The organism is Actinomadura parmotrematis, assembly GCF_019458805.1.
GTDB lineage: Bacteria > Actinomycetota > Actinomycetes > Streptosporangiales > Streptosporangiaceae > Spirillospora > Spirillospora parmotrematis.
Window position 1 is genome coordinate 1 of the sequence record NZ_JAIBOA010000014.1, and the last position, 19,243, is coordinate 19,243.

21 protein-coding genes are annotated in these 19,243 nt (G+C 75.9%); 16 read left to right on the top strand and 5 right to left on the bottom strand.

Features of this window, described 5'->3' with window-relative positions:
• The first annotated feature begins 81 nt into the window (after positions 1-81).
• The 5 genes from folP to K1Y72_RS21445 are packed head-to-tail and all read left to right on the top strand — an operon-like array spanning position 82 to position 2,810.
• On the top strand, positions 82-990 hold the full coding sequence (gene folP, locus K1Y72_RS21425) for a dihydropteroate synthase (RefSeq protein ID WP_258573203.1): 909 nt from the start codon (positions 82-84) through the stop codon (positions 988-990).
• The gene (locus K1Y72_RS21430; protein WP_220168200.1) at positions 987-1,403 is read left to right on the top strand and encodes a nuclear transport factor 2 family protein; all 417 of its coding nucleotides are present in this window, start codon (positions 987-989) and stop codon (positions 1,401-1,403) included. Before folP ends, K1Y72_RS21430 begins: the two co-directional genes overlap by 4 nt.
• Complete coding sequence (gene folB / locus K1Y72_RS21435; protein ID WP_220168201.1) at positions 1,400-1,765, top strand: dihydroneopterin aldolase; 366 nt, start codon at positions 1,400-1,402, stop codon at positions 1,763-1,765. Before K1Y72_RS21430 ends, folB begins: the two co-directional genes overlap by 4 nt.
• Positions 1,762-2,340 (top strand): 2-amino-4-hydroxy-6-hydroxymethyldihydropteridine diphosphokinase, encoded by a 579-nt coding sequence (folK, locus tag K1Y72_RS21440; protein ID WP_220168202.1) that lies wholly within the window; start codon positions 1,762-1,764, stop codon positions 2,338-2,340. The genes folB and folK overlap by 4 nt, the downstream gene beginning before the upstream one ends.
• A complete protein-coding gene (locus K1Y72_RS21445; RefSeq protein WP_220168203.1) occupies positions 2,337-2,810 on the top strand; it encodes a DUF3180 domain-containing protein in 474 nt (157 codons plus the stop codon). Before folK ends, K1Y72_RS21445 begins: the two co-directional genes overlap by 4 nt.
• A gap of 31 nt (positions 2,811-2,841) precedes the next feature.
• Here K1Y72_RS21445 and K1Y72_RS21450 read toward each other — a convergent pair whose 3' ends face one another.
• From K1Y72_RS21450 to K1Y72_RS21460, 3 genes are all read right to left on the bottom strand, one after another.
• A complete protein-coding gene (locus K1Y72_RS21450; protein ID WP_220168204.1) occupies positions 2,842-3,864 on the bottom strand; it encodes a hypothetical protein in 1,023 nt (340 codons plus the stop codon).
• Positions 3,865-3,869: 5 nt separating this feature from the next.
• The gene (locus K1Y72_RS21455; RefSeq protein ID WP_220168205.1) at positions 3,870-4,076 is read right to left on the bottom strand and encodes a hypothetical protein; all 207 of its coding nucleotides are present in this window, start codon (positions 4,074-4,076) and stop codon (positions 3,870-3,872) included.
• A gap of 61 nt (positions 4,077-4,137) precedes the next feature.
• Positions 4,138-5,286 (bottom strand): NADH-quinone oxidoreductase subunit D, encoded by a 1,149-nt coding sequence (locus K1Y72_RS21460; protein WP_220168206.1) that lies wholly within the window; start codon positions 5,284-5,286, stop codon positions 4,138-4,140.
• A gap of 139 nt (positions 5,287-5,425) precedes the next feature.
• Here K1Y72_RS21460 and K1Y72_RS21465 point away from each other — a divergent pair, with 139 nt between their 5' ends.
• The 3 genes from K1Y72_RS21465 to K1Y72_RS21475 are packed head-to-tail and all read left to right on the top strand — an operon-like array spanning position 5,426 to position 8,777.
• The gene (locus tag K1Y72_RS21465) at positions 5,426-6,007 is read left to right on the top strand and encodes a PH domain-containing protein (RefSeq protein ID WP_308287171.1); all 582 of its coding nucleotides are present in this window, start codon (positions 5,426-5,428) and stop codon (positions 6,005-6,007) included.
• Complete coding sequence (locus K1Y72_RS21470; protein ID WP_308287172.1) at positions 6,004-7,521, top strand: PH domain-containing protein; 1,518 nt, start codon at positions 6,004-6,006, stop codon at positions 7,519-7,521. The genes K1Y72_RS21465 and K1Y72_RS21470 overlap by 4 nt, the downstream gene beginning before the upstream one ends.
• A gap of 47 nt (positions 7,522-7,568) precedes the next feature.
• The gene (locus K1Y72_RS21475) at positions 7,569-8,777 is read left to right on the top strand and encodes a cytochrome P450 (RefSeq protein ID WP_258573208.1); all 1,209 of its coding nucleotides are present in this window, start codon (positions 7,569-7,571) and stop codon (positions 8,775-8,777) included.
• Here K1Y72_RS21475 and K1Y72_RS21480 read toward each other — a convergent pair.
• On the bottom strand, positions 8,753-9,763 hold the full coding sequence (locus K1Y72_RS21480) for an SAM-dependent methyltransferase (RefSeq protein WP_308287173.1): 1,011 nt from the start codon (positions 9,761-9,763) through the stop codon (positions 8,753-8,755). The two genes, K1Y72_RS21475 and K1Y72_RS21480, sit on opposite strands and share 25 nt — an antisense overlap.
• Before the next feature lie 106 nt (positions 9,764-9,869).
• Between K1Y72_RS21480 and K1Y72_RS21485 the strand changes: the two genes are divergently transcribed.
• The 5 genes from K1Y72_RS21485 to K1Y72_RS21505 all read left to right on the top strand — a co-directional run bounded on the left by K1Y72_RS21485 (position 9,870) and on the right by K1Y72_RS21505 (position 15,702).
• Positions 9,870-11,066, top strand: coding sequence for a sensor histidine kinase (locus tag K1Y72_RS21485; protein WP_220168208.1), 1,197 nt, complete (start codon positions 9,870-9,872; stop codon positions 11,064-11,066).
• Positions 11,067-11,092: 26 nt separating this feature from the next.
• A complete protein-coding gene (locus K1Y72_RS21490) occupies positions 11,093-11,773 on the top strand; it encodes a response regulator transcription factor (protein ID WP_220168209.1) in 681 nt (226 codons plus the stop codon).
• 164 nt (positions 11,774-11,937) lie between these two features.
• Positions 11,938-12,174, top strand: coding sequence for a chaplin family protein (locus K1Y72_RS21495; RefSeq protein ID WP_220168210.1), 237 nt, complete (start codon positions 11,938-11,940; stop codon positions 12,172-12,174).
• Between the two features lie 263 nt (positions 12,175-12,437).
• The gene (locus K1Y72_RS21500) at positions 12,438-13,199 is read left to right on the top strand and encodes an ABC transporter ATP-binding protein (RefSeq protein WP_220168211.1); all 762 of its coding nucleotides are present in this window, start codon (positions 12,438-12,440) and stop codon (positions 13,197-13,199) included.
• 4 nt (positions 13,200-13,203) lie between these two features.
• Entirely contained in the window at positions 13,204-15,702 is a 2,499-nt protein-coding gene (locus tag K1Y72_RS21505) for an ABC transporter permease (protein ID WP_220168212.1), read from the top strand.
• A gap of 730 nt (positions 15,703-16,432) precedes the next feature.
• On the opposite strand, the gene K1Y72_RS21510 is transcribed toward K1Y72_RS21505, so the two are convergent.
• Positions 16,433-16,705: a hypothetical protein gene (locus tag K1Y72_RS21510; protein ID WP_220168213.1), complete on the bottom strand. Its 273-nt coding sequence runs from the start codon at positions 16,703-16,705 to the stop codon at positions 16,433-16,435.
• Positions 16,706-16,982: 277 nt separating this feature from the next.
• On the opposite strand from K1Y72_RS21510, the gene K1Y72_RS21515 reads away from it, so the two are divergent.
• From K1Y72_RS21515 to panD, 3 genes are read left to right on the top strand one after another with little or no spacing between them, the layout of a single operon-like run.
• Positions 16,983-17,921: a Rossmann-like and DUF2520 domain-containing protein gene (locus tag K1Y72_RS21515; RefSeq protein ID WP_220168214.1), complete on the top strand. Its 939-nt coding sequence runs from the start codon at positions 16,983-16,985 to the stop codon at positions 17,919-17,921.
• A complete protein-coding gene (gene panC, locus K1Y72_RS21520) occupies positions 17,918-18,769 on the top strand; it encodes a pantoate--beta-alanine ligase (RefSeq protein ID WP_220168402.1) in 852 nt (283 codons plus the stop codon). Before K1Y72_RS21515 ends, panC begins: the two co-directional genes overlap by 4 nt.
• Positions 18,770-18,816: 47 nt before the next feature.
• Positions 18,817-19,233 carry an aspartate 1-decarboxylase gene (gene panD / locus K1Y72_RS21525; RefSeq protein WP_220168215.1) on the top strand — a complete coding sequence of 139 codons (417 nt, stop codon included), beginning with the start codon at positions 18,817-18,819 and terminating at the stop codon, positions 19,231-19,233.
• Positions 19,234-19,243 lie beyond the last annotated feature (10 nt).

A 19,243-nucleotide genomic window follows, 5' to 3' on the forward strand; every position in this document is an offset into this window, starting at 1 on the left:
CCCGCCCCGCACGCGCGTTGGGCGGGAGCGGAGAGGACGGGCGCGGAGAGGGCGGGGGCGATCTGGGCATAGGGTTGGGGCATGACCAGTGCCGACGTTCCCGGGATGCCCACCCCAGGGCGGTGCCTGGTGATGGGTGTGGTCAACGTCACCCCCGACTCGTTCTCCGACGGAGGCGCCTGGTTCGACGCGGACAAGGCCGTCGGGCACGGGCTCGACCTCGTCGCCGAGGGCGCCGACGTCATCGACGTGGGCGGGGAGTCCACCCGGCCGGGGGCGCAGCGCGTCACCGAGGCCGAGGAGCTGCGGCGGGTCGTGCCCGTTATCGAGGCGTTGGCCGCCGAGGGCGTTCCGGTCAGTGTCGACACGATGCGCGGGTCCGTCGCCGCCGCCGCGGTCGAGGCGGGGGCGCGGCTCGTCAACGATGTCAGCGGCGGGTTCGCCGACCCCGACATGCCCGCGGTCGTGGCGGCGGCGGGCGTGCCCTACGTGGTGATGCACTGGCGCGGGCACAGCGACGACATGTACAACCGCGCGGTCTACGCCGACGTCGTCACCGAGGTCCGCGACGAGCTGCTGGCGCGGGTGGACGTCGTGCTGGCCGCCGGCGTGGACCCCTCGATGATCGTGCTGGATCCGGGGCTCGGCTTCGCCAAGAGCCCCGACCAGGGCCACAACTGGGCGCTGCTGGCGCATCTGGACGCGCTCACCGCCACCGGCCATCCGGTGCTGGTCGGCGCGTCCCGCAAGCGGTTCCTCGGGCGGCTGCTGGCGGGCCCGGACGGTGAGCCGCGGCCGTTCGCCGGCAGCGACGACGCGACGGTCGCGGTGTCCGCGCTCGCCGCGGCCGCCGGGGCGTGGGGGGTGCGGGTGCACCGGGTGCGGCCGAACGCGGACGCGGTGCGCGTCGCGCAGGCCGTCCGGGACGCCGGCGGCGTGCTCGCCGACCGCGCGGACGGTGACAGCGACATGAGCGGAGACTCTCCTTGACCAAGGAGCTGGACGAGGTCCACGCCGAGTTCTACGCCGCGTTCGAGGCCGGTGACCTCGACCGCATGGCGGCGGTGTGGGCGGACGGCGCGTTCGCCGCCGGGGTGAGCTGCGTGCATCCGGGCTGGCCGATGCTGCGGGGCCGCGACGAGGTGCTGCGCTCCTGGGCGCTGATCATGGCGAACACCACCTACATCCAGTTCGTCCTCACCGGCGTGGAGACCGACGTGTACGGCGACCATGCGGTGGTGACGTGCGAGGAGAACGTGCTGACCGCCGACGACGAGAACGAGGACGGGTTCCTCGCCGGGGGCAGCATCGTCGCGACGAAGGTGTTCGTGCGGGACGGCGGGGAATGGCGCCTGCTGCTCCACCACGGTTCGCCCGTCCTGAACAGCGCAGAGGAAGAATGACTCTCGACCGCATCGAACTGCGCGGGCTGCGGGCCCGCGGCCGGCACGGCGTCCTGGCGGCCGAGCGGGAGCTCGGGCAGGAGTTCGTCGTGGACGTCGCGCTCGGGCTCGACACCCGCCCGGCCGCGGCGGCGGACGACCTGTCGCGTACCGTCGACTACGGATCACTCGCGGGCCGTCTCGTCGCCGCCGTGGAGGGGGACCCGGTCGACCTCATCGAGACGCTCGCCGACCGGCTCGCGGGGATCTGTCTGGAAGACCCGGTCGTGGCGGAGGCGGAGGTCACCGTCCACAAGCCGAGCGCCCCCGTGCCGCACCCCTTCACGGACGTGGCCGTGAAGATCAGGAGGAGTCGCCCATGACAGCGTCCGACCCGATGCCCGACCGCACCGCGACCGGTGGCCACATGCTCGTGCAGCACCGCGTGGTGTTCTCCCTCGGCAGCAACCTCGGCGACCGCCTGGACAACATCCAGGAGGCCGTCGACGCCCTCTTCGACGCGCCGGGCCTGCATTTCGTGGCGTTCTCCCCGGTGTACGAGACGGCTCCGTTCGCGCCTCCCGGGCAGGACATCCCCGAGCAGGGCGACTTCCTGAACATCGTGCTCGTCGCCGACACCCGGCTCCCTCCGGAGAACCTGCTGGAGCGGGTGCTGAACATCGAGAACTCGATGCGGCGGGTCCGCGAGGTCCGCTGGGGTCCGCGGACGCTGGACATCGACATCGTGGTGTTCGGCGACGTGTCGTCCGACGACCCTGATCTGACGCTGCCGCACCCGCGCGCGCACGAGCGGGCGTTCGTGCTCGTGCCGTGGGCCGATATCGAGCCCGACGTGCTGCTGCCCGGTCACGGCCGGGTCGGCGATCTGGCCGAGGCCGTCGGTGCGAAGGACGCCGTGACGCGGCGCGACGACCTGACCCTCCAGCAACCTGCATGAAGCCGTCGAAGCCTCCGTTCCTCGTCGCCCTGGTGGTCGTCGTCGCGGCGATCACCTGGGCGGTGGTGCGGACCGCCTACCTGTCGCTGCCGCCGCTGCCGTGGACGGCGGTCCCGACGCTGCTGCTCCTCGCCGCCGGGGAGGTCATCGCGGGCGTGAACGTGCTGCGCCGGATCCGGCACCGGCCGGGGACGCGCCGGGTCGAGCCGCTCGCGGTGGCGCGGATGGCGGCGTTCGGGAAGGCGAGCGCGCACGCGGCGGCGGTGCTCGCCGGGGTGTTCCTGGGGTTCGCGGCGAGCCTCGGCGGCGATCTGGACAAGCCGACGCCGCGCCACGACTTCTTCGTGAGCGGCGGGACGGCGGCGGCGGCGCTGGTGCTGGTCGGCGCCGCGTTCTTCCTGGAGTTCGCGTGCCGGGTGCCGAAGGACCCGGACGAGGAGAGCCGCACCCGCGGGGCGTCCCGCGCCTGACGGGCGGGCGTCCCGCGCCCGGGGGAGGCCCTCAGGGCTTCAGCAGGTACGGGACGCCGGCGTCGAGGAGGCGGCGCGGGAACGCGTCGCGGAGCCGCCAGAGGCCCGCGTCGACGACGAAGTGCGCCATGACGGCGCCGAGGTAGGCGCCGTACAGGGCGCGGGCCGCGCCGTCCGGCGAGCCGTGCAGGTGGGACGCGTAAGCGAGGCCAATGCCGCCGAGGACGGCGATCGCGGTGAGCGCGAGCGTCCCGGCTCCGGGACGGTGGCCGGGGCGCGGCGCGCCCGACAGCAGGCCGACGAGGAGCAGGTACTGGAAGCCGTGCGCGATGGTGAGGCCCGCGACGGCCGGGTACGGGGTGCCGAAGGCGAACACCGGCGCGAAGAACAGCAGCGAGATCAGGTAGACGGCGACGAAGGGACGCGGCCGGGCGGTGCGGCGTGCCAGCCCGTACAGGCCGACGGCGGCGCCGGCGGCGAACACGGCGAGCGCGGCGGGGAACAGGGGCCGCAGCCGCGCGTCGACGCCGAGCTGGAGCAGGTCGGGGTGGGTGAGCAGGCCGGCGATGCCGCCGACGCCCGCGATCATGATGCCGAGGCGCTCGGGGCGCGACAGGGAGCCGCCGCCCTGGCAGATGCCGGCGAGCGCCGCCATGCCGAGGTTCTGCTTCTGGAAGTGGAAGAACTGCCAGGCGAAGAACGCCAGCAGCGCCCACTGGAACCGGCTGTAGGGGACGGCGACCGCGGCGGCGGCGGTCCCGGCGACCAGCGCGGCGGGCGCGACGATGTAGCGGCCGGGGTGGGTGCGGGCGTGGCCGCGGACTTCGGGGAGGGTGAAGAACCATGCCGTCGAGGCGACGTGCACGGACGAGCCGAGGAACAGCAGCGTTCCGAGGGCGGCGCCCGGGTCGTCGCCGGCGGCCGGGGCGAGCGCGATCGCGGCGGCGAACGCCGCCAGCGACAGCGCGATGGTGCCCGCCAGCCAGGTGCGGCGCAGCGTCCGGAACACCGGAGGCTGCGCCACGCCGGCGGCGGTGGGGGACGCCGTCGTCATCGCGGTCAGACGCCGCCGCAGCTTCCGGCGGCGCCCGCCGAGTCGCCGACGACCAGGAACGCGAACGCGGCGGCGGCGAACACCAGCACGATCAGCGCCGCGATGGCGACGCCGAGCAGCGCGCGCTTCGGGCCGCGGCCCTTGCCGGGCTGCGGCGGCTGCGGGCGCCAGCCGGCCCACGGGTCGGCGGCCTGGACGTCCATGGAGGTCATGGGGACTCCTCTCGTCGCGTATGGGACGGCGGAGAGGAGGTGCCGGTTCGCGTCATATGAACTATTTGTCGATATCTCCAACGACGAAGAACATCGACCCGAGGATCGCCACCATGTCGGCGACGAGGGTGCCGGGCAGCATCTCCGACAGCACCTGGACGTTGGAGAACGACGCCGAGCGCAGCTTCAGCCGCCACGGCGTCTTCTCGCCGCGCGACACCAGGTAGTAGCCGTTCAGGCCGAGCGGGTTCTCCGTCCAGGCGTAGGTGTGGCCCTCGGGGACCTTCAGCACCTTCGGCAGCCGCTGGTTGATCGGGCCGGGCGGCAGCTCGGCGAGCCGGTCCAGGCAGGCGTCGGCGAGGTCCAGGGAGGCGTGCACCTGGTCGTGCAGGCACTCGAACCGGGCGAGGCAGTCGCCGCCCGCGCGGGTGACGACGGGGACGTCGAGGTCGCCGTAGGCGAGGTAGGGCTCGTCGCGGCGCAGGTCGAAGTCGACGCCGGAGGCGCGCGCGATCGGCCCCGACACCCCGTACTGCAGGATCTGCTCGCGGGACAGGACGCCGACGCCGCGGGTGCGGGCCCGGAAGATCTCGTTGCCCATGATCACGTCGGTGATCCGGCCCATCCCGGCGCGTACGCCGGCGACGGCGGCGCGGGCGCGCCCGGTCCAGCCGAGCGGCGGCTCCTCCTTGAGGCCGCCGACCCGGTTGAACATGTAGTGCATGCGGCCGCCCGACACCTCCTCCATGACGCGCTGGAGGCGCTCGCGCTCGTCGAACGCGTAGAACACCGGGGTGATCGCGCCGACTTCGAGGGGGTAGGAGCCGAGGAACATCAGGTGGTTCAGCACCCGGTTGAGCTCGGCGAGCAGGGTGCGCGTCCACACCGCGCGGGCCGGGACCTCCATGCCGAGCATCCGCTCGACCGCGAGGACGACGCCGAGCTCGCTGGAGAACGCCGACAGCCAGTCGTGCCGGTTCGCCAGCACGATGATCTGCCGGAAGTCGCGGACCTCGAAGAGCTTCTCGGCGCCGCGGTGCATGTACCCGACGATCGGCTCGGCGGTGCGGATGCGCTCGCCGTCCAGGGCGAGGCGGAGCCGCAGCACGCCGTGCGTGGAGGGGTGCTGCGGGCCGATGTTGAGGACCATGTCCTCGGTGGCCAGCTCGGCGGCGCCCGCGCCGATGCCCACGGTCCGTTCGGTGCTCATGTCAGAACTCATGGTCACGACTCCGTCGTTCCGCCTCGCGCGATCACTCCGCCATCGTCCCATGGCGAACCGTGCCGCTTTTCCGGTTGACTATGCGGCAATGAACGCATCCGCTGGCGAATCACCCCAAGACGCGCCGGTGCCCCAGGCGCCGGCGCCGCCCTCCGCGCCGCCCCCCGCGCCCCGGCAGCCGGGCGGGCCGCCGCCGCACGCGCAGCCGCACTATCCGGTGGACGCGGTGTTCGCGACCGGGGACGGGCGGCAGTGGGCCCGGCTGTCGCGGCGCTACCCGTGGGAACGCCGGATCTCCATGACGCTGTGGGCGGTGCTCACCGGTGCCGTCGGCGCGCTCGTGCTGTGGCGGAGCGGCGGGACGCTCGCCGCGATCCTCTGGACGGCCGCCGTGGTGCTCGCCACCGTCCTCGGCTGGATCGCGGCGGAACTGGCCTACCGGGCGTACGGGTACGCCGAGCGGGCGGACGACCTGATCGTCACGCACGGCGTGCTGGTGAAGCGCCTCATCGTCGTGCCCTACGGGCGGATGCAGTTCGTGGACGTCACCGCGGGCCTGCTGGAGCGCTGGTTCGGTGTGGCGACGGTGCGGATGCACACCGCCGCCGCCGCGACCGACGCCCGCATCCCGGGCCTGCCCGCGGACGAGGCCGCCCGGCTGCGCGACAGCCTCGCCCGCAAGGGCGAGGAACGGAGCATGGGCCTGTGAGCAGCCCCTACAACCGGCCGATCGGCCCCTACGGGAGGCAGGGACCGTACGGGCCGCAGGGGCCGTACGGACCGCCGCAGGGCCCGTACGGTCCGCCGCAAGGCCCGCCGGGCCCGTACGGGCCGCCGCCGCAGCCGTACGGCCCGCCCCGCCCGCCCTACGGGCCGCCCGGCGGTCCCGGCGCGTACCAGGCGCCTCCCGTCCGCTTCTCCGAGGGGACGCACCGGCTGCACTGGGCGACGATGCCGCTGCGCGGGTTCGCGTTCCTGATCGTCTACTTCGTCCTGCTCGGTTTCCCGCTGCTGCTGACTCGCACGAGCGACGACGAGACGGTGCTGTCGAGCCCGTTCATCGCGCTCCGGTTCCTGATCGTGACGGCGGTGTTCGCCGTGCTAGCCGCGGTCGCCGGCCTCTGGGGCTGGCTCGCGGTGCGGTTCCGGGTGGACGGCGACGACCTCGTCGTCGAGAACGGGCTGCTGCGCAAGCGCGCGCGGCGGATCCCGCTGTCGCGCGTGCAGGCCATCGACCTGGTGCGGCCGCTCGTGACGCGCATTTTCGGGCTGACCGAGGTGCGCGTGGAGCTGGCGGGCGGCGACCAGGGCGAGATCGCGCTGCGCTACCTCGGCCGCAACGCCGCCCAGCAGCTCCGCGCGGAGCTGCTGGCGCGCGCCGCGGGCCTGCCGGGCCACACGCCCGAGGCGCCCGAGCGGCCGCTCTGGCGGACGCCGTTCGGGTCGCTGCTCGGGTCGCTGCTCATCCGGCTGCCGGTCCTCGCCACCGTGCTGCTGTTCTTCGCGTCGCTGATGTTCATGGTGGTCGCCCGCGAGCCGGGCATGCTCGCCGTCGCCGTCCCCGCGCTGCTCGGCCTGATCCGCGCGGTCATCGCGCCGATGGTGATGTACGCGGGGTTCACCGCGGCGCTGTCGCCCGACGGCGTCCGGCTGCGGTACGGGCTGCTGGAGACGCGCATGCAGACGGTGCCGCCGGGCCGGGTGCAGGCGGTCGCGCTGGTCGAGCCGGTCCTATGGAAGGCGCTCGGCTGGGCGCGGCTGGACGTCACCGTCGCCGGTTACGCGGGGGAGCGGCAGGCACTGTCGTCGACGCTGCTGCCGGTCGCGCCGCGCGCGGTCTGCCTGCACCTCATCTCGCAGGTCTTCTCGGGCACGAACGTGGACGCCGTCCCGCTGGTGCCGGCGTCCGGGCGCGGGATGGCGCTCGACCGCGCGGACGGCGCCGGTACCGACGAGCGCATCTTCGTGTCCCGGCACGGCTGGCCGGGCCGCCGTACCGACGTCATCGCGCACGCGCGCGCGCAGAGCGTGCGGCTCACCGTGAACCCGATGCAACGCCTCCTCGGCCTGGCGACCGTGCACGTGGACGCGCCGCCCGGCCCGGTGAAGGTGGACGCCGCCGACCGCGAGCTCGGGGAGGCGCGCGCCATCGTGGACGCCGTGGCGAAGCGCTCGCTCGCCGCCCGGCGCGCCGGGGGCGACAAGGCCCGCTGGGCGCGCTGATCGCGAACCGGGTCCGCAGGCCCCACCCGGCCGCATATTGTCCGGGCATGAGTGAGATGTCCTACGACCCCTGGTCGCCGGCGTTCGTCGCCGACCCCTACCCGGCGTTCGCCCGCCTGCGCGCCGAGCGCCCGGTCTTCTTCGACGAGCCGACCGGCCAGTGGGTGGTGAGCCGCCACGCCGACGTGGACGCGCTGCTGCGGGACCGCCGCCTCGGCCGCTCCTACCTGCACCTCGCCACCCACGAGGAGTTCGGGCAGGCCGCCGAGCCGGAGTTCCTGCGCCCGTTCTGGGACCTGGTCAGGGCGGGCATGCTGGACGTCGAGCCGCCCACCCACACCCGGCTCCGCCGCCTCGTGTCCAAGGCGTTCACCGCCCGCATGGTCGAGGGCCTGCGCCCGATGGTCCGCGCGCTCGCGACCGGCCTCGCCGAGGGTTTCGCGGCCAAGGGCGGCGGCGACCTGCTCGCCGAGGTCGCCGAGCCGCTGCCGGTCACCGTCATCGCCGAGATGCTCGGCGTGCCCGAGTCCGACCGGCCGCTGCTGCGCCCCTGGTCCGCCGACATCTGCGGCATGTACGAGCTGAACCCCTCGCAGGAGGCGCAGGAGACCGCGGTGCGCGCCGCCACCGAGTTCTCCGACTACCTGCGCGGTCTCGCCCGCGCGCGCGCAGCCGAGCCCCGCGACGACCTCATCAGCGCGCTCGCCCAGGTCGCCGACGAGGGCGACCGCCTCACCGAGGACGAGCTCATCGGCACCTGCGTGCTGCTGCTGAACGCCGGGCACGAGGCGACCGTGAACGCCACCGGCAACGGCTGGTGGTCGCTGTTCCGCAACCCCGGCGAGCTGGAGCGGCTCCGCGCCGACCACGGCCTCCTCGCCACCGGCGTCGACGAGCTGCTGCGCTACGACACCCCGGCGCCCATGTTCGAGCGGTGGGTGCTGGAGGACATCGAGATCGGCGGCGTCACGATCCCGCGCGGCGCCGAGATCGCGCTGCAGTTCGCCTCCGCCAACCGCGACCCCGAGGCGTTCGACGACCCCGACCGCCTCGACCTCGGCCGGACCCGCAACCCGCACATCACCTTCGGGCTCGGCGTCCACTACTGCCTCGGCGCGCCGCTCGCCCGCATCGAGATGGCCGAGTCGTTCGGCGCGCTGCTGCGCGCCGCGCCCGGCATGCGGCTCGCCGCCGAGCCCGCGTGGAAGGCCGGGTTCGTGCTGCGCGGCCTTCAGGGGCTCGCGGTCGAGATCTGAGCGGGCAGCGGCGCCCCGACCGCCTGGGCGAGCCAGCCGAAGCCGCCGAGGCCGCCCGGATCGGTCAGCTCGGCGTCCTCGCCGGCCGCGCAGAGCGCCGCGACGTAGCCGCGCGGGTCGCGGTGCGCGAGCTCGACGGGCGGCCGCGTCCCGGCGAGGCCGAGGCCGCGCAGCGCCGCGCGCTGCGTCGTCAGCAGCGTCGCGGTCGCGCCCGCCCGCTCCCCGGCGGCCGCGCAGGCGTCCAGCGCGACGTGCGCGGTCACGTCGCACGACCCGTCGGGGACGGGCGGCACCGTCGCGCCGTCCCGGTAGCCGGTGAGGGTGCCGTAGGCGGGGCGGGCCTCGCGGGTGTGGGCGTAGTCGATCGCGATCGCCACGCCCCGCTCCAGGCGGCCGACGACGTCCGCCCACGCCGCGCAGCGCGGGCCGCCGATCTCGGCGCGGTCGCCGGGGGCGCGGAGCGGCCACCAGCGGGCCAGCCAGTCCAGCGCGTCGCCGGGCGGCGGGCCGCCGAGCGTCTCGGCGCCCGTCGGCGGGTCCACCAGCACGGCCCGCGGGCCGTCCGGGGTCTGCTCGACCACGTCCAGCGGCACGTTGTCGAGCCACTCGTTGGCGATCACCAGGCCGGTGACGGACGCCGGCGGGTCGGACCGCCAGGCGACCGCGCCGGGGACGCCGTCCGGGCGCGGCGCGATCTCCACCGCGGTCGGCGCGAGGCGCGGCGCGAGGTCCGGCCCGGCGGCGGCGAGGACCAGCGCGAGCAGCCGCCCCGAGCCCGCGCCGACGTCCACCAGGTCCAGGCGCGGCGGGTGGCCGAGGGCGGCGTCCACCTCGGCGAGCAGCCGCGCGACCGCCTGCGCGAAGCGCGGCGAGGCGTGCACGGACGTGCGGAAGTGCTCGGCCGGCCGCTCCCCGCGCCGGTAGAAGCCGTCCTCGCCGTACAGGGCCCGCTCCATCGCGGTGCTCCAGGTCGTCCACGCCGCCACGGCAGTGACGTTACCCGCCCCCGGCGCCCGGCCGGGGCCGCCCGGTGCCGAGGGTGTCCACCTTGAGAGCGATGCCGGGCGGGCGGCGCGTCCCTAGGCTGGTGGCATGGCCGGGAGAGCGGGCGGGCTGTGGGACGCGTGGCGGGCGCGGCGCGAGCTCGTCGACGCGGCCTTCCTCGCGCCCGTCGCCGTCCTCATGGCGCTGGAGTGGCCCGCCGCCACCGCATCGGGGCCGGCGCACGTCGCGGACCCGCTGCCCTACCTCGGGCTGAGCCTGCTGCTGCTCGCCCCGCTGGTGGTGCGGCGCCGCCGGCCGCGCACGGTCTTCGCGGTGGTCGCGGTGGTGGCGTTCGGGCAGTGGCTCAGCGGCACGCCCCTGGCCATCGCCGACGTCGCCGTCCTCATCGCCATGTACACCGTCGCGTCCTGCTGCACCCGCTGGTGGGGGCTCGCCGCGCTGCTGGTGACCGAGGCGGGCTGCGCCCTGGAGGCCGCCCGGCAGTACCCCGGCGACTGGACGAGGGCGCGCGGGCCGTTCCTGTTCCTCGGCGTCGTGGCCGTCGGCATCGGCCTGTTCGGCGTCTACATGCGGACCCGCCGCGAGCACCTGGCGGCCCTGGAGGAGCGGGCGGCGCGGCTGGAGCGCGAGCGCGACACCGAGGTGCGGATGGCGCGCTCGGCCGAGCGCGCCCGCATCGCCCGCGAGCTCCACGACGTCGTCGCCCACAACGTCAGCGTCATCGTCGTGCAGGCCGACGGCGCCGCGTTCGCCATCGACACCGACCCGGCGCGCGCCAAGCAGGCCCTCGCCGCGATCTCCGGCACCGGCCGGCTCGCCCTCACCGAGATGCGGCGCCTGCTCGGCGTGCTGCGCGAGGCCGACGACAGCGGCCCCTTCGCGCCGCAGCCCGGGGTGGAGCAGCTCGCCGACCTCGCCGACCAGATCCGCCGGGCCGGGCTGCCGGTCGCCGTCCGGGTCGAGGGGACGCCGCGCGAGCTGCCCGAGGGCCTGCAGCTCACGGTGTTCCGCATCGTGCAGGAGGCGCTGACGAACGCCCTCAAGCACGCCGGGCCGGACGCCAGCGCCGAGGTCGTCCTCGGCTACGGCGGCGACGCCGTCGCGGTCCGCGTCGCCGACGACGGGCGCGGCGCCGCCGCCGTGTCCGACGGGCGCGGCCACGGCCTGGTCGGCATGCGCGAGCGGGCCGCCGTCTACGGCGGCGAGGTGACCGCCGGGCCCCGGCCCGGCGGCGGGTTCGAGGTCGCGGTGCGGGTGCCGGTCCCCGCCGGGGTGCGGGCGTGAGCGGACCGGCGGACGGGGGGCTCCCGATGATCAGGGTGGTGCTGGTGGACGACCAGGAGCTGGTCCGGGCCGGCTTCTCGATGGTGCTGGACGCCCAGCCCGACATCGAGGTCGTCGGCGAGGCCGGCGACGGCGCCGACGTGCCCGCGCTGCTCGACGCGCACCGCGCCGACGTGGTCCTCATGGACGTGCGGATGCCGCGCGTCAACGGCATCGAGGCGACCCGCCGGATCGCCGCCCGGCCCGGCCCCGGCGCCCCCAAGGTGATCATCCTGACGACCTTCGACCTGGACGAGTACGCGTTCGCCGCGATCAAGGCGGGCGCCGCCGGGTTCCTGCTGAAGGACGCCGGCCCGGCCCAGCTCGTCGAGGCGATCCGGGCCGTGCACTCGGGGGACGCGGTGGTCGCGCCGAGCACCACCCGGCGGCTCCTCGACCGGTTCGCGCCGCACCTGCCCGAGGCCGGGCCGGCCGCGCACGGCGTCCTCGCGACCCTCACCGAGCGCGAGCGGCAGGTGCTGCTGCAGGTGGCGCGGGGCCTGTCCAACGCCGAGATCGCCGCCCGGCTGCACGTCTCGGAGGCGACCGTGAAGACCCACATGGGCCGCATCCTCACCAAGCTCGGCGTCCGCGACCGGGTGCAGGCCGTCGTGGTCGCCTACGAGACCGGGCTGGTCGCCGGCGGCCGCACCCGGGACGTTCTGTAACGAGATTATTACTCTCCGGTGACTTTTTGCCTGCAGTGCCGGGCGGCTGATTCCCTTACCTCCGGGTAGCTGACTAACTACCGTGAGTGAGTTCGCCGTGCGGCGGCTCATCTGGACGTGCATGTCAGGTCGGGTCCCCGGCCCGTACGTATGGGAGGAACTTCATGTTCAAGAAGCTCGCCGTCACCGGCGCCCTCGGCATGGCCGTCGCCGCCTCGGTGCTGGGCGCCGCGCCCGCCAACGCCGACATCAACACGAGCGGCGCCGGCGGCGTCCTGTCCGGCAACCAGGTCGTCGCGCCGATCTCCATCCCGGTCGACGTCTGCGGCAACGCCATCGCGGTGCTCGGCATCGCCGGCGCCGGCTGCCAGGGCGGCGCCGCCACGCACACCCACAGCTGACGCGCCGGCCCGGCACGCCCCGCGCGGGGGGCGCCGGGCCGCGCGACCGGCGGTACGGAACGCCGGGACCCCGGGCGGTCGGGGTCCCGGCGTTCCGCGTTCCCCGGGGGCGCCGGGGGCCATGGGGCGTCCGTCCTGAGTCGTACGCGGGGGCGCGGGATCGGACGAACGGCCGACCCGATCACGGCCTGCGGGCCGATGTCCCGCGCCGTCCCGGTTCCTAGCGTGGTGGGTGTCCCCAGCGCCCACCCGAGGAGCCCACCGTGACCAGCACGTCCGTCGAACCCCCCGAGACGGCGGCGGCGCCCGCCGTCACCGCGACGCGGGTGACCAGGGTGTACGGGACCGGCGACGCCGCCGTGCACGCGCTGCGCGGCGTCGACGTCGCGTTCGCCCGCGGCGCCTTCACCGCGATCATGGGGCCCTCCGGGTCGGGCAAGTCGACGCTCCTGCACTGCCTCGCCGGGCTCGACGCCCTGGACGGCGGCGGCGTCCGGATCGGCGACGTCGAGCTCGCCGGGCTCGGCGACCGGCGGCTCACGCTGCTCCGCCGCGAGCGGATCGGGTTCGTGTTCCAGGCGTTCAACCTGCTGCCGACGCTCACCGCCGAGCAGAACATCCGGCTGCCCCTCGACCTCGCCGGCCGCCGCCCCGACCCCGCGTGGTTCGCGCGCGTCGTGGACGTCCTCGGGCTGCGCGACCGGCTCGCGCACCGGCCCGCCGAGCTGTCGGGCGGCCAGCAGCAGCGGGTCGCGTGCGCGCGGGCCCTCGTCACCCGCCCCGACGTCGTCTTCGCCGACGAGCCGACCGGCAACCTGGACTCGCGGGCGGGCGCCGAGGTGCTGGGGTTCCTGCGCGCCTCGGTCCGCGACATGGGGCAGACGATCGTCATGGTCACCCACGACCCGGTCGCCGCCGCCCACGCCGACCGCGCGGTGTTCCTCCGCGACGGCCGCATCGTGGGCGACCTGCACCGGCCGACGCCCGAGCTGGTCCTCGACCGGCTGAAGGCGCTGGGCGGCTGACCCGATGCTGAAGACGACCCTCGCGGGCCTGCTCGCCCGCCGCGTCCGGCTGCTCCTCACCTCCGTCGCCATCGTCCTCGGGGTCGGGTTCGTCGCCGGCACGCTCGTGCTGACCGACTCCATCGACCGCGGCATCGGCGCGACCTTCGCCCGCTCCGCCGGCAAGGTCGACGCCGCCGTGCTGCCCCCCAAGGGCACCGACGGCGGGATCCCCGCCGCGCTCGTCGCGCGGCTGCGCGCCGTCCCCGGCGTCACCGCCGTGCACGGCCTCGTCCGCGGCGACGCCGCCCTCGTCGGCCGCGACGGCAAGGCCGTCGGCGTCCAGGCCACCGCCGGGATGTCGGTGCCGGCCGGGCGGCTGCTCCGCTACGGGTTCGACGCGGGCCGCCCGCCCGCCGGCCCCGGCGAGGCCGTCCTCGACGGCCCCACCGCCGACCGCGAGCACTTCCGCGTCGGCGACGCCGTCACCGTCCTCGACTCCCGGCAGCGGCCGCACCGCTTCACCCTCGTCGGCGTCCTGGACCCCGGCCTGGACCCCGACGCCGCGGCCCGCGGCGCCGTCGGCTTCGACCCGGCGACGGCCGCCGCGATGACCGGGACCCGCACCGTCGCGGAGATCGACGTCGCGGGCGCCGCGCCCGCCGCCGTCGCGGCCGCCGCCGGGCCCTCCTACCGGGTGCTGAGCGGCCGCGACCTCGGCGCCGAGCAGGCCCGCGCGGCGGGCGCCGACGTCCGCGTCTTCACCGCCGGGCTGCTGCTGTTCGCGCTCGTCGCGCTGCTCGTGTCGGCGCTGGTCATCTACAACACCTTCGCGATCCTCATCGCCCAGCGGGTCCGCGAGATGGCGCTGCTGCGCTGCGTCGGCGCCACCCGCCGCCAGGTGTTCGGCGGCGTCGTCGCCGAGGCCGCCGCCGTCGGCCTGGCCGGGTCGCTGCTCGGCCTCGCCGCCGGGCTCGGCCTCGGCGCGGGCGCGCTCGCGCTGCTGCGGGCGTCCGGCGCCGACCTGCCGGACGGCGGCGCCGCCCTCACCCCGCGCACCGTCGCGGTGGGCCTCGCCGCCGGGATCACCGTCACGGTCGTGTCGGCGCTGCTGCCCGCCCGCGCCGCCACGCGCGTCGCGCCGGTCAGCGCGCTCCGCAGCGGCACCGAGCCCGCCGGGCCGTTCCGCCTCGGCCGGGTCCGCTCCGCCGTCGCCGCGCTGCTGCTGCTCGGCGGCGGCGCGCTCGCCGGATACGGCGCGACCGGCATGGCCAAGGGGCCCGCGGCGATGTACACGGTCGCGGCGGGCGGCGCCGTCGCGTTCCTCGCCGTGATCGCGGCGATGCCCGCGCTCGTCCGGCCGCTCGCCCGCGCGGTCGGCGCCGTCCCCGCCCGCCTCGGCGGCGTGCCCGCCCGCCTCGCCGTCGGCAACGCCCAGCGCACCCCGCGCCGCACCGCCACGACCACGATGGCGCTGACGGTCGGCGTCGGCCTGGTGACGCTGTTCGCGGTGGTCGCCGCCGGGGGCAAGGCCACCTCCGACGCCCGGCTGGCCCGGTCCTTCCCGGTCGACTTCATGCTGTCCCCGCAGTACGGCGGCGCGTCGGCGGACGCGACCGTCCCCGGCGGCCTCGACGCGCGGCTCCGCGCCCTCCCCGAGCTCGCCGCCGTCGCCGGCGTCCGCGAGCAGGAGGTCCGCGTGGACGGGCGGAAGAGCCGGGCGCGGAACATCACCGGCGGGGCGCTCGGCACCCTCGTCAAGCCGGTCTTCACCAGCGGGTCGCTCGCCGCGTTCGGCCCCGGCACCGCCGTCGTGGACGAGCGGACCGCCGCTGGCCTGCACCTGCGCACCGGCGGGACGGTCCGGGCGGCGGCGGGCGCCCGGACGGTGACGCTGCGGGTCGCCGGGGTGTTCCGCAACGACCTGCCGATCGGCGGTCTGCTCGTCCCCGCGGACGCCTTCGACCGGCTCGCGCCCGGCCGCGGCGCCGCGGCCCTGTACGCCAAGGTCCGCGACGGGGCGTCCGCGGCCGCCGCGCACCGCGCGGTGGAGGCCGCCGCCCGCCCCTACCCGACGGTCAAGGTGGTGTCGCAGGCCGAGCTGCGCGAGCAGCTCACCCGGGCGATCGACACCCTCCTGGCGGTCTTCGCGGGGCTGCTCGGCCTCGCGATCGTCATCGCGCTGTTCGGCATCGCCAACACCCTGACGCTGTCGGTCGTCGAGCGGACCCGCGAGTCGGCGCTGCTCCGCGCCCTCGGCGTCACCAAGCGGCAGCTCCGCCGGATGCTGTCGGTGGAGGCGCTGGTGATGGCCGTGATCGGCGCGGTCACCGGCGTCGTGCTCGGCGCCGCGTTCGGCTGGGCGGGCACGAAGGCGATGACGCCGGGCGCGGTGGTCGCCGTCCCCTACGGGCAGATCGCCGCATTCGTCGCGCTGGCGGGCGCCGCCGGGATGCTCGCCGCGGTCCTGCCCGCCCGCCGCGCCGCCCGCGTCCCCCTCGCCGCGGCCCTGTCGGAGGACTGACCCCCGGGCGCGGGCCCGCCCTGCACGCGAGCCCGCCCCCGGACGCGGACCCGGCCCCGGACGCGGGCACGACCCTGGACGTGGGCACGACCCTGGACGTGGGCCCGACCTGGACGTGGGCCCGCCCCCGGAGGCGGGCCTGCCCTGCACGTGGGCCCGGCCCTGGACGCGGGCCTGCCCTGCACGTGGGCCCGGCCCTGGACGCGGGCCTGCCCTGCACGTGGGCCCGGCCCTGGACGCGGGCCTGCCCTGCACGCGGACCCGGCTCCGGACGTGGACCCGGCCCCGGACGCGGGCACGACCCTGGACGTGGGCCTGCCCTTGGACGTGGGCCCGCCCCCGGAGGCGGGCCTGCCCTGGACGCGGACCCGGCCCCGGAGGCGGGCACGACCCTGGACGCGGGCCTGCCCTGCACGCGGGCCCGGCCCCGGACCGGACCCGGCCCCGGACGCGGGCATGGCCTGGACACGGGCACGGCCTCGGACGCGGGCCTGCCCTGCACGCGGGCACGATCCTGGACGCGGGCCTGCCCTGCACGTGGGCCCGGCCCCGGACGCGGGCATGGCCTGGACGTGGGCACGGCCTCGGACGTGGGCCCGCCCCGGGCCGTGGGGGGTCCGGGGCGGGCGGGGGCGGTCGGGCGGCGTCACGGAGGGGCGGGCCAGGCGGGACCGCTCATCGTGCGGGGGTCGCCCGGACGGCCGGACGGGGAACGGGCTCGTCCCTCCGGTCAGTCGTTCCCGTCGCCGGTCGCGCCGGCGGTGCCGCTGTGGTTGGCGTGGTTGTGGACGCCGTTGCCGTTGCAGTCGGTGCCCGACTGGCCGGCGACGGAGACCGAGCCGCAGGTGACGCCGTACCCGCCGACGATGGTGACGGCGACGTTGTTCCCGACGGCGTTCCCGTGGTTGCTGTTGGAGGTGCCAGCGAAGGCGGGGGCGGCCATGAGGGCGGTGCCGGCGAGCGTCGCGGAGACGGCGGCGGTCCTGAGAGCGATCTTGATCACGCTGTGCTCCATCTCTTGGGGGGCGGAGCGCCCGGTTCTTCCTTCACCTTGCGTGACGGCCGTCACATCTCAGAGTTACTCCGGCCGGACGACTCGCCACAAGTGTTCACGGTGAGTCACTGTTCAAGTGTGACGCGTTACCGCAAGTTAGGGTGACGCCCGGTGTTCGTACCGTCACCCTGCGGTGATGGCGGCCGGGATGATGGACGTCCCGCACGCCGCGGGTACCCTGGGCGCGTAACGTCCGGTACCCGTCACGAGGACTGGAACGAGAAGCATGGACGCACCACCGCCGCACTTCGGCGTGCCCGGAACCGACCCGCGCGACCGTCCCGCCCGGCTGGACGTCGGCGTCGTCGGGGCGGGCCGCGTCGGCACCGCGCTCGGCGAGGCGCTCGCCCGCGCCGGGCACCGCACCGCCGCCGCCTCCGCGGTCTCCGCGGCCTCGCGCGAGCGCGCCGCCGAGCGGCTCCCCGCCGCCCGCCTCACCGCCCCGCAGGACGTCGTCGCCGCCGCCGACCTCGTCCTGCTGACCGTCCCCGACGACGCCCTCGGCCCCCTCGCGGCCGGGCTCGCCGCGACGGACGTCCCGGTCGCGGGCAAGCTCGTCGCGCACACCAGCGGCCGGCACGGCACCGCCGTGCTGAACCCGCTGACGGCCGCGGGCGCGCTGCCGCTCGCGCTGCACCCGGTGATGACGTTCACCGGCCGCGCCGACGACGTGAACCGGCTGGACGGCGTCGCGTTCGGCGTGACCGCGCCCGACGTGCTGCGGCCGGTCGCCGAGGCGCTGGTGCTGGAGATGGGCGGCGACCCCGTCTGGATCACCGAGGAGCGCCGCCCGCTCTACCACGCCGCCCTCGCCGGCGGCGCGAACCACCTGGTCACGCTGGTGGTGGAGGCGATGGACCTGCTGCGGCAGGCCGGCGTCGGCGAGCCGGGCCGGATGCTCGGGCCGCTCCTCGGGGCGTCCCTGGACAACGCGCTGCGGCTCGGCATCGACGGCCTCACCGGCCCCGTCGCGCGCGGCGACGCCGGCACCGTCGCGGGCCACGTGACCGAGCTCGCGCGGGTGTCACCGGAGGGGCTGCGCGCCTACGTCGCGCTCGCCCGGCTCACCGCCGACCGGGCGCTCGGCGCCGGAATGCTGAAGCCCGAGGACGCCGAGCGGCTCCTCGAAGTCCTGGCCGATCCGGAGGAGAGGGGGGCGTGGTGACGCCCGTCATCGCCCAGACCCGCGAGGAGCTCGCGGCCGTCCGCGCGGACGCGCAGGGCACCGTCGCGCTGGTGCCGACCATGGGCGCGCTGCACGAAGGGCACCGGTCGCTGATCCGGCGCGCCCGGCAGCTCGCCGACACCGTCGTCGTCAGCGTCTTCGTCAACCCGCTCCAGTTCGGCGCGGGCGAGGACCTGGACCGCTACCCGCGGACGTTCGCCGCCGACGTCGAGGCGTGCGCCGCCGAGGGCGTGGACGTGGTGTTCGCCCCGACCGTCCAGGTCATGTACCCGGACGAGCCGCAGGTCACGGTGAAGGCCGGGCCGATGGGCGAGCGCGTCGAGGGCCTCACCCGCCCCGGCCACTTCGACGGAATGCTCACCGTCGTGCTGAAGTTGTTCCACCTGGTGGGGCCGGACGTCGCGGTCTTCGGGCAGAAGGACGCCCAGCAGCTCGCGATGATCCGCCGGATGGCCGCCGACCTGAACGTGCCGGTCGCGATCGAGGCCGGGCCGACCGTCCGCGAGTTCGACGGCCTCGCCCTGTCCAGTCGCAACCGCTACCTCGGCCCGGCCGAGCGGGCGACGGCGGTCGCGCTGTCGCAGGCCCTGCAGGCCGGGGCGGACGCGGTCGCGGGCGGCCCGGAGGCGGTGCTCGCCGCCGCCGGGGCGGTGCTCGGCAAGGCCGCCGCCGCCGACCCGCCGCTGGAGCCGGACTACCTGGTCCTGGTCGACCCGGCGACGTTCGCGGACGTCGGCGCCGGCCACACCGGCCCGGCCGTGCTCGCCGTCGCGGGCCGCGTCGGCGCCACCCATCTGATCGACAACGTCCCGCTGTCCCTCGCCTGACCGACCGCCCGCCCATCCGTCCGCCCGACCGCCGCAAGGAGCCCCTCATGTTCCGCACGATGTTCAAGAGCAAGGTCCACCGCGCCACCGTCACCCAGGCCGACCTGCACTACGTCGGGTCGCTCACGCTGGACCGGGACCTGATGGACGCCGCCGACCTGCTGCCCGGCGAGCAGGTCGCGATCGTCGACATCGACAACGGCGCGCGGCTGGAGACCTACCTCATCGAGGGGGAGCGGGGCAGCGGGATCGTCGGCATCAACGGCGCGGCGGCGCGGCTGGTGGCGCCCGGCGACCTGGTGATCATCATCAGCTACGCGCAGATGAGCGACGCGGACGCGCGCGCGTTCACGCCGTCGGTGGTGCACGTGGACCGTGACAACAAGATCATCTCGCTGGGCAGCGACCCGGCCGAGCCGGTGCCGGGCGCCGAGGGCGTCCGCGGCGACCTCGTGCACGGCTGATCCGGGTCGG

Excerpts from the sequence above, each read along its gene's own strand:
- panD (WP_220168215.1), top strand. The coding sequence starts at position 18,817 with ATGTTCCGCACGATGTTCAAGAGCAAGGTCCACCGCGCCACCGTCACC.
- K1Y72_RS21495 (WP_220168210.1), top strand. The coding sequence starts at position 11,938 with ATGTTCAAGAAGCTCGCCGTCACCGGCGCCCTCGGCATGGCCGTCGCC.
- K1Y72_RS21445 (WP_220168203.1), top strand. The coding sequence starts at position 2,337 with ATGAAGCCGTCGAAGCCTCCGTTCCTCGTCGCCCTGGTGGTCGTCGTC.
- K1Y72_RS21490 (WP_220168209.1), top strand. The coding sequence starts at position 11,093 with ATGATCAGGGTGGTGCTGGTGGACGACCAGGAGCTGGTCCGGGCCGGC.
- K1Y72_RS21450 (WP_220168204.1), bottom strand. The coding sequence starts at position 3,864 with ATGACGACGGCGTCCCCCACCGCCGCCGGCGTGGCGCAGCCTCCGGTG.
- K1Y72_RS21475 (WP_258573208.1), top strand. The coding sequence starts at position 7,569 with ATGAGTGAGATGTCCTACGACCCCTGGTCGCCGGCGTTCGTCGCCGAC.
- folB (WP_220168201.1), top strand. The coding sequence starts at position 1,400 with ATGACTCTCGACCGCATCGAACTGCGCGGGCTGCGGGCCCGCGGCCGG.
- folK (WP_220168202.1), top strand. The coding sequence starts at position 1,762 with ATGACAGCGTCCGACCCGATGCCCGACCGCACCGCGACCGGTGGCCAC.
- K1Y72_RS21505 (WP_220168212.1), top strand. The coding sequence starts at position 13,204 with ATGCTGAAGACGACCCTCGCGGGCCTGCTCGCCCGCCGCGTCCGGCTG.
- K1Y72_RS21485 (WP_220168208.1), top strand. The coding sequence starts at position 9,870 with ATGGCCGGGAGAGCGGGCGGGCTGTGGGACGCGTGGCGGGCGCGGCGC.
- folP (WP_258573203.1), top strand. The coding sequence starts at position 82 with ATGACCAGTGCCGACGTTCCCGGGATGCCCACCCCAGGGCGGTGCCTG.
- K1Y72_RS21515 (WP_220168214.1), top strand. The coding sequence starts at position 16,983 with ATGGACGCACCACCGCCGCACTTCGGCGTGCCCGGAACCGACCCGCGC.
- K1Y72_RS21455 (WP_220168205.1), bottom strand. The coding sequence starts at position 4,076 with ATGACCTCCATGGACGTCCAGGCCGCCGACCCGTGGGCCGGCTGGCGC.
- K1Y72_RS21460 (WP_220168206.1), bottom strand. The coding sequence starts at position 5,286 with ATGAGCACCGAACGGACCGTGGGCATCGGCGCGGGCGCCGCCGAGCTG.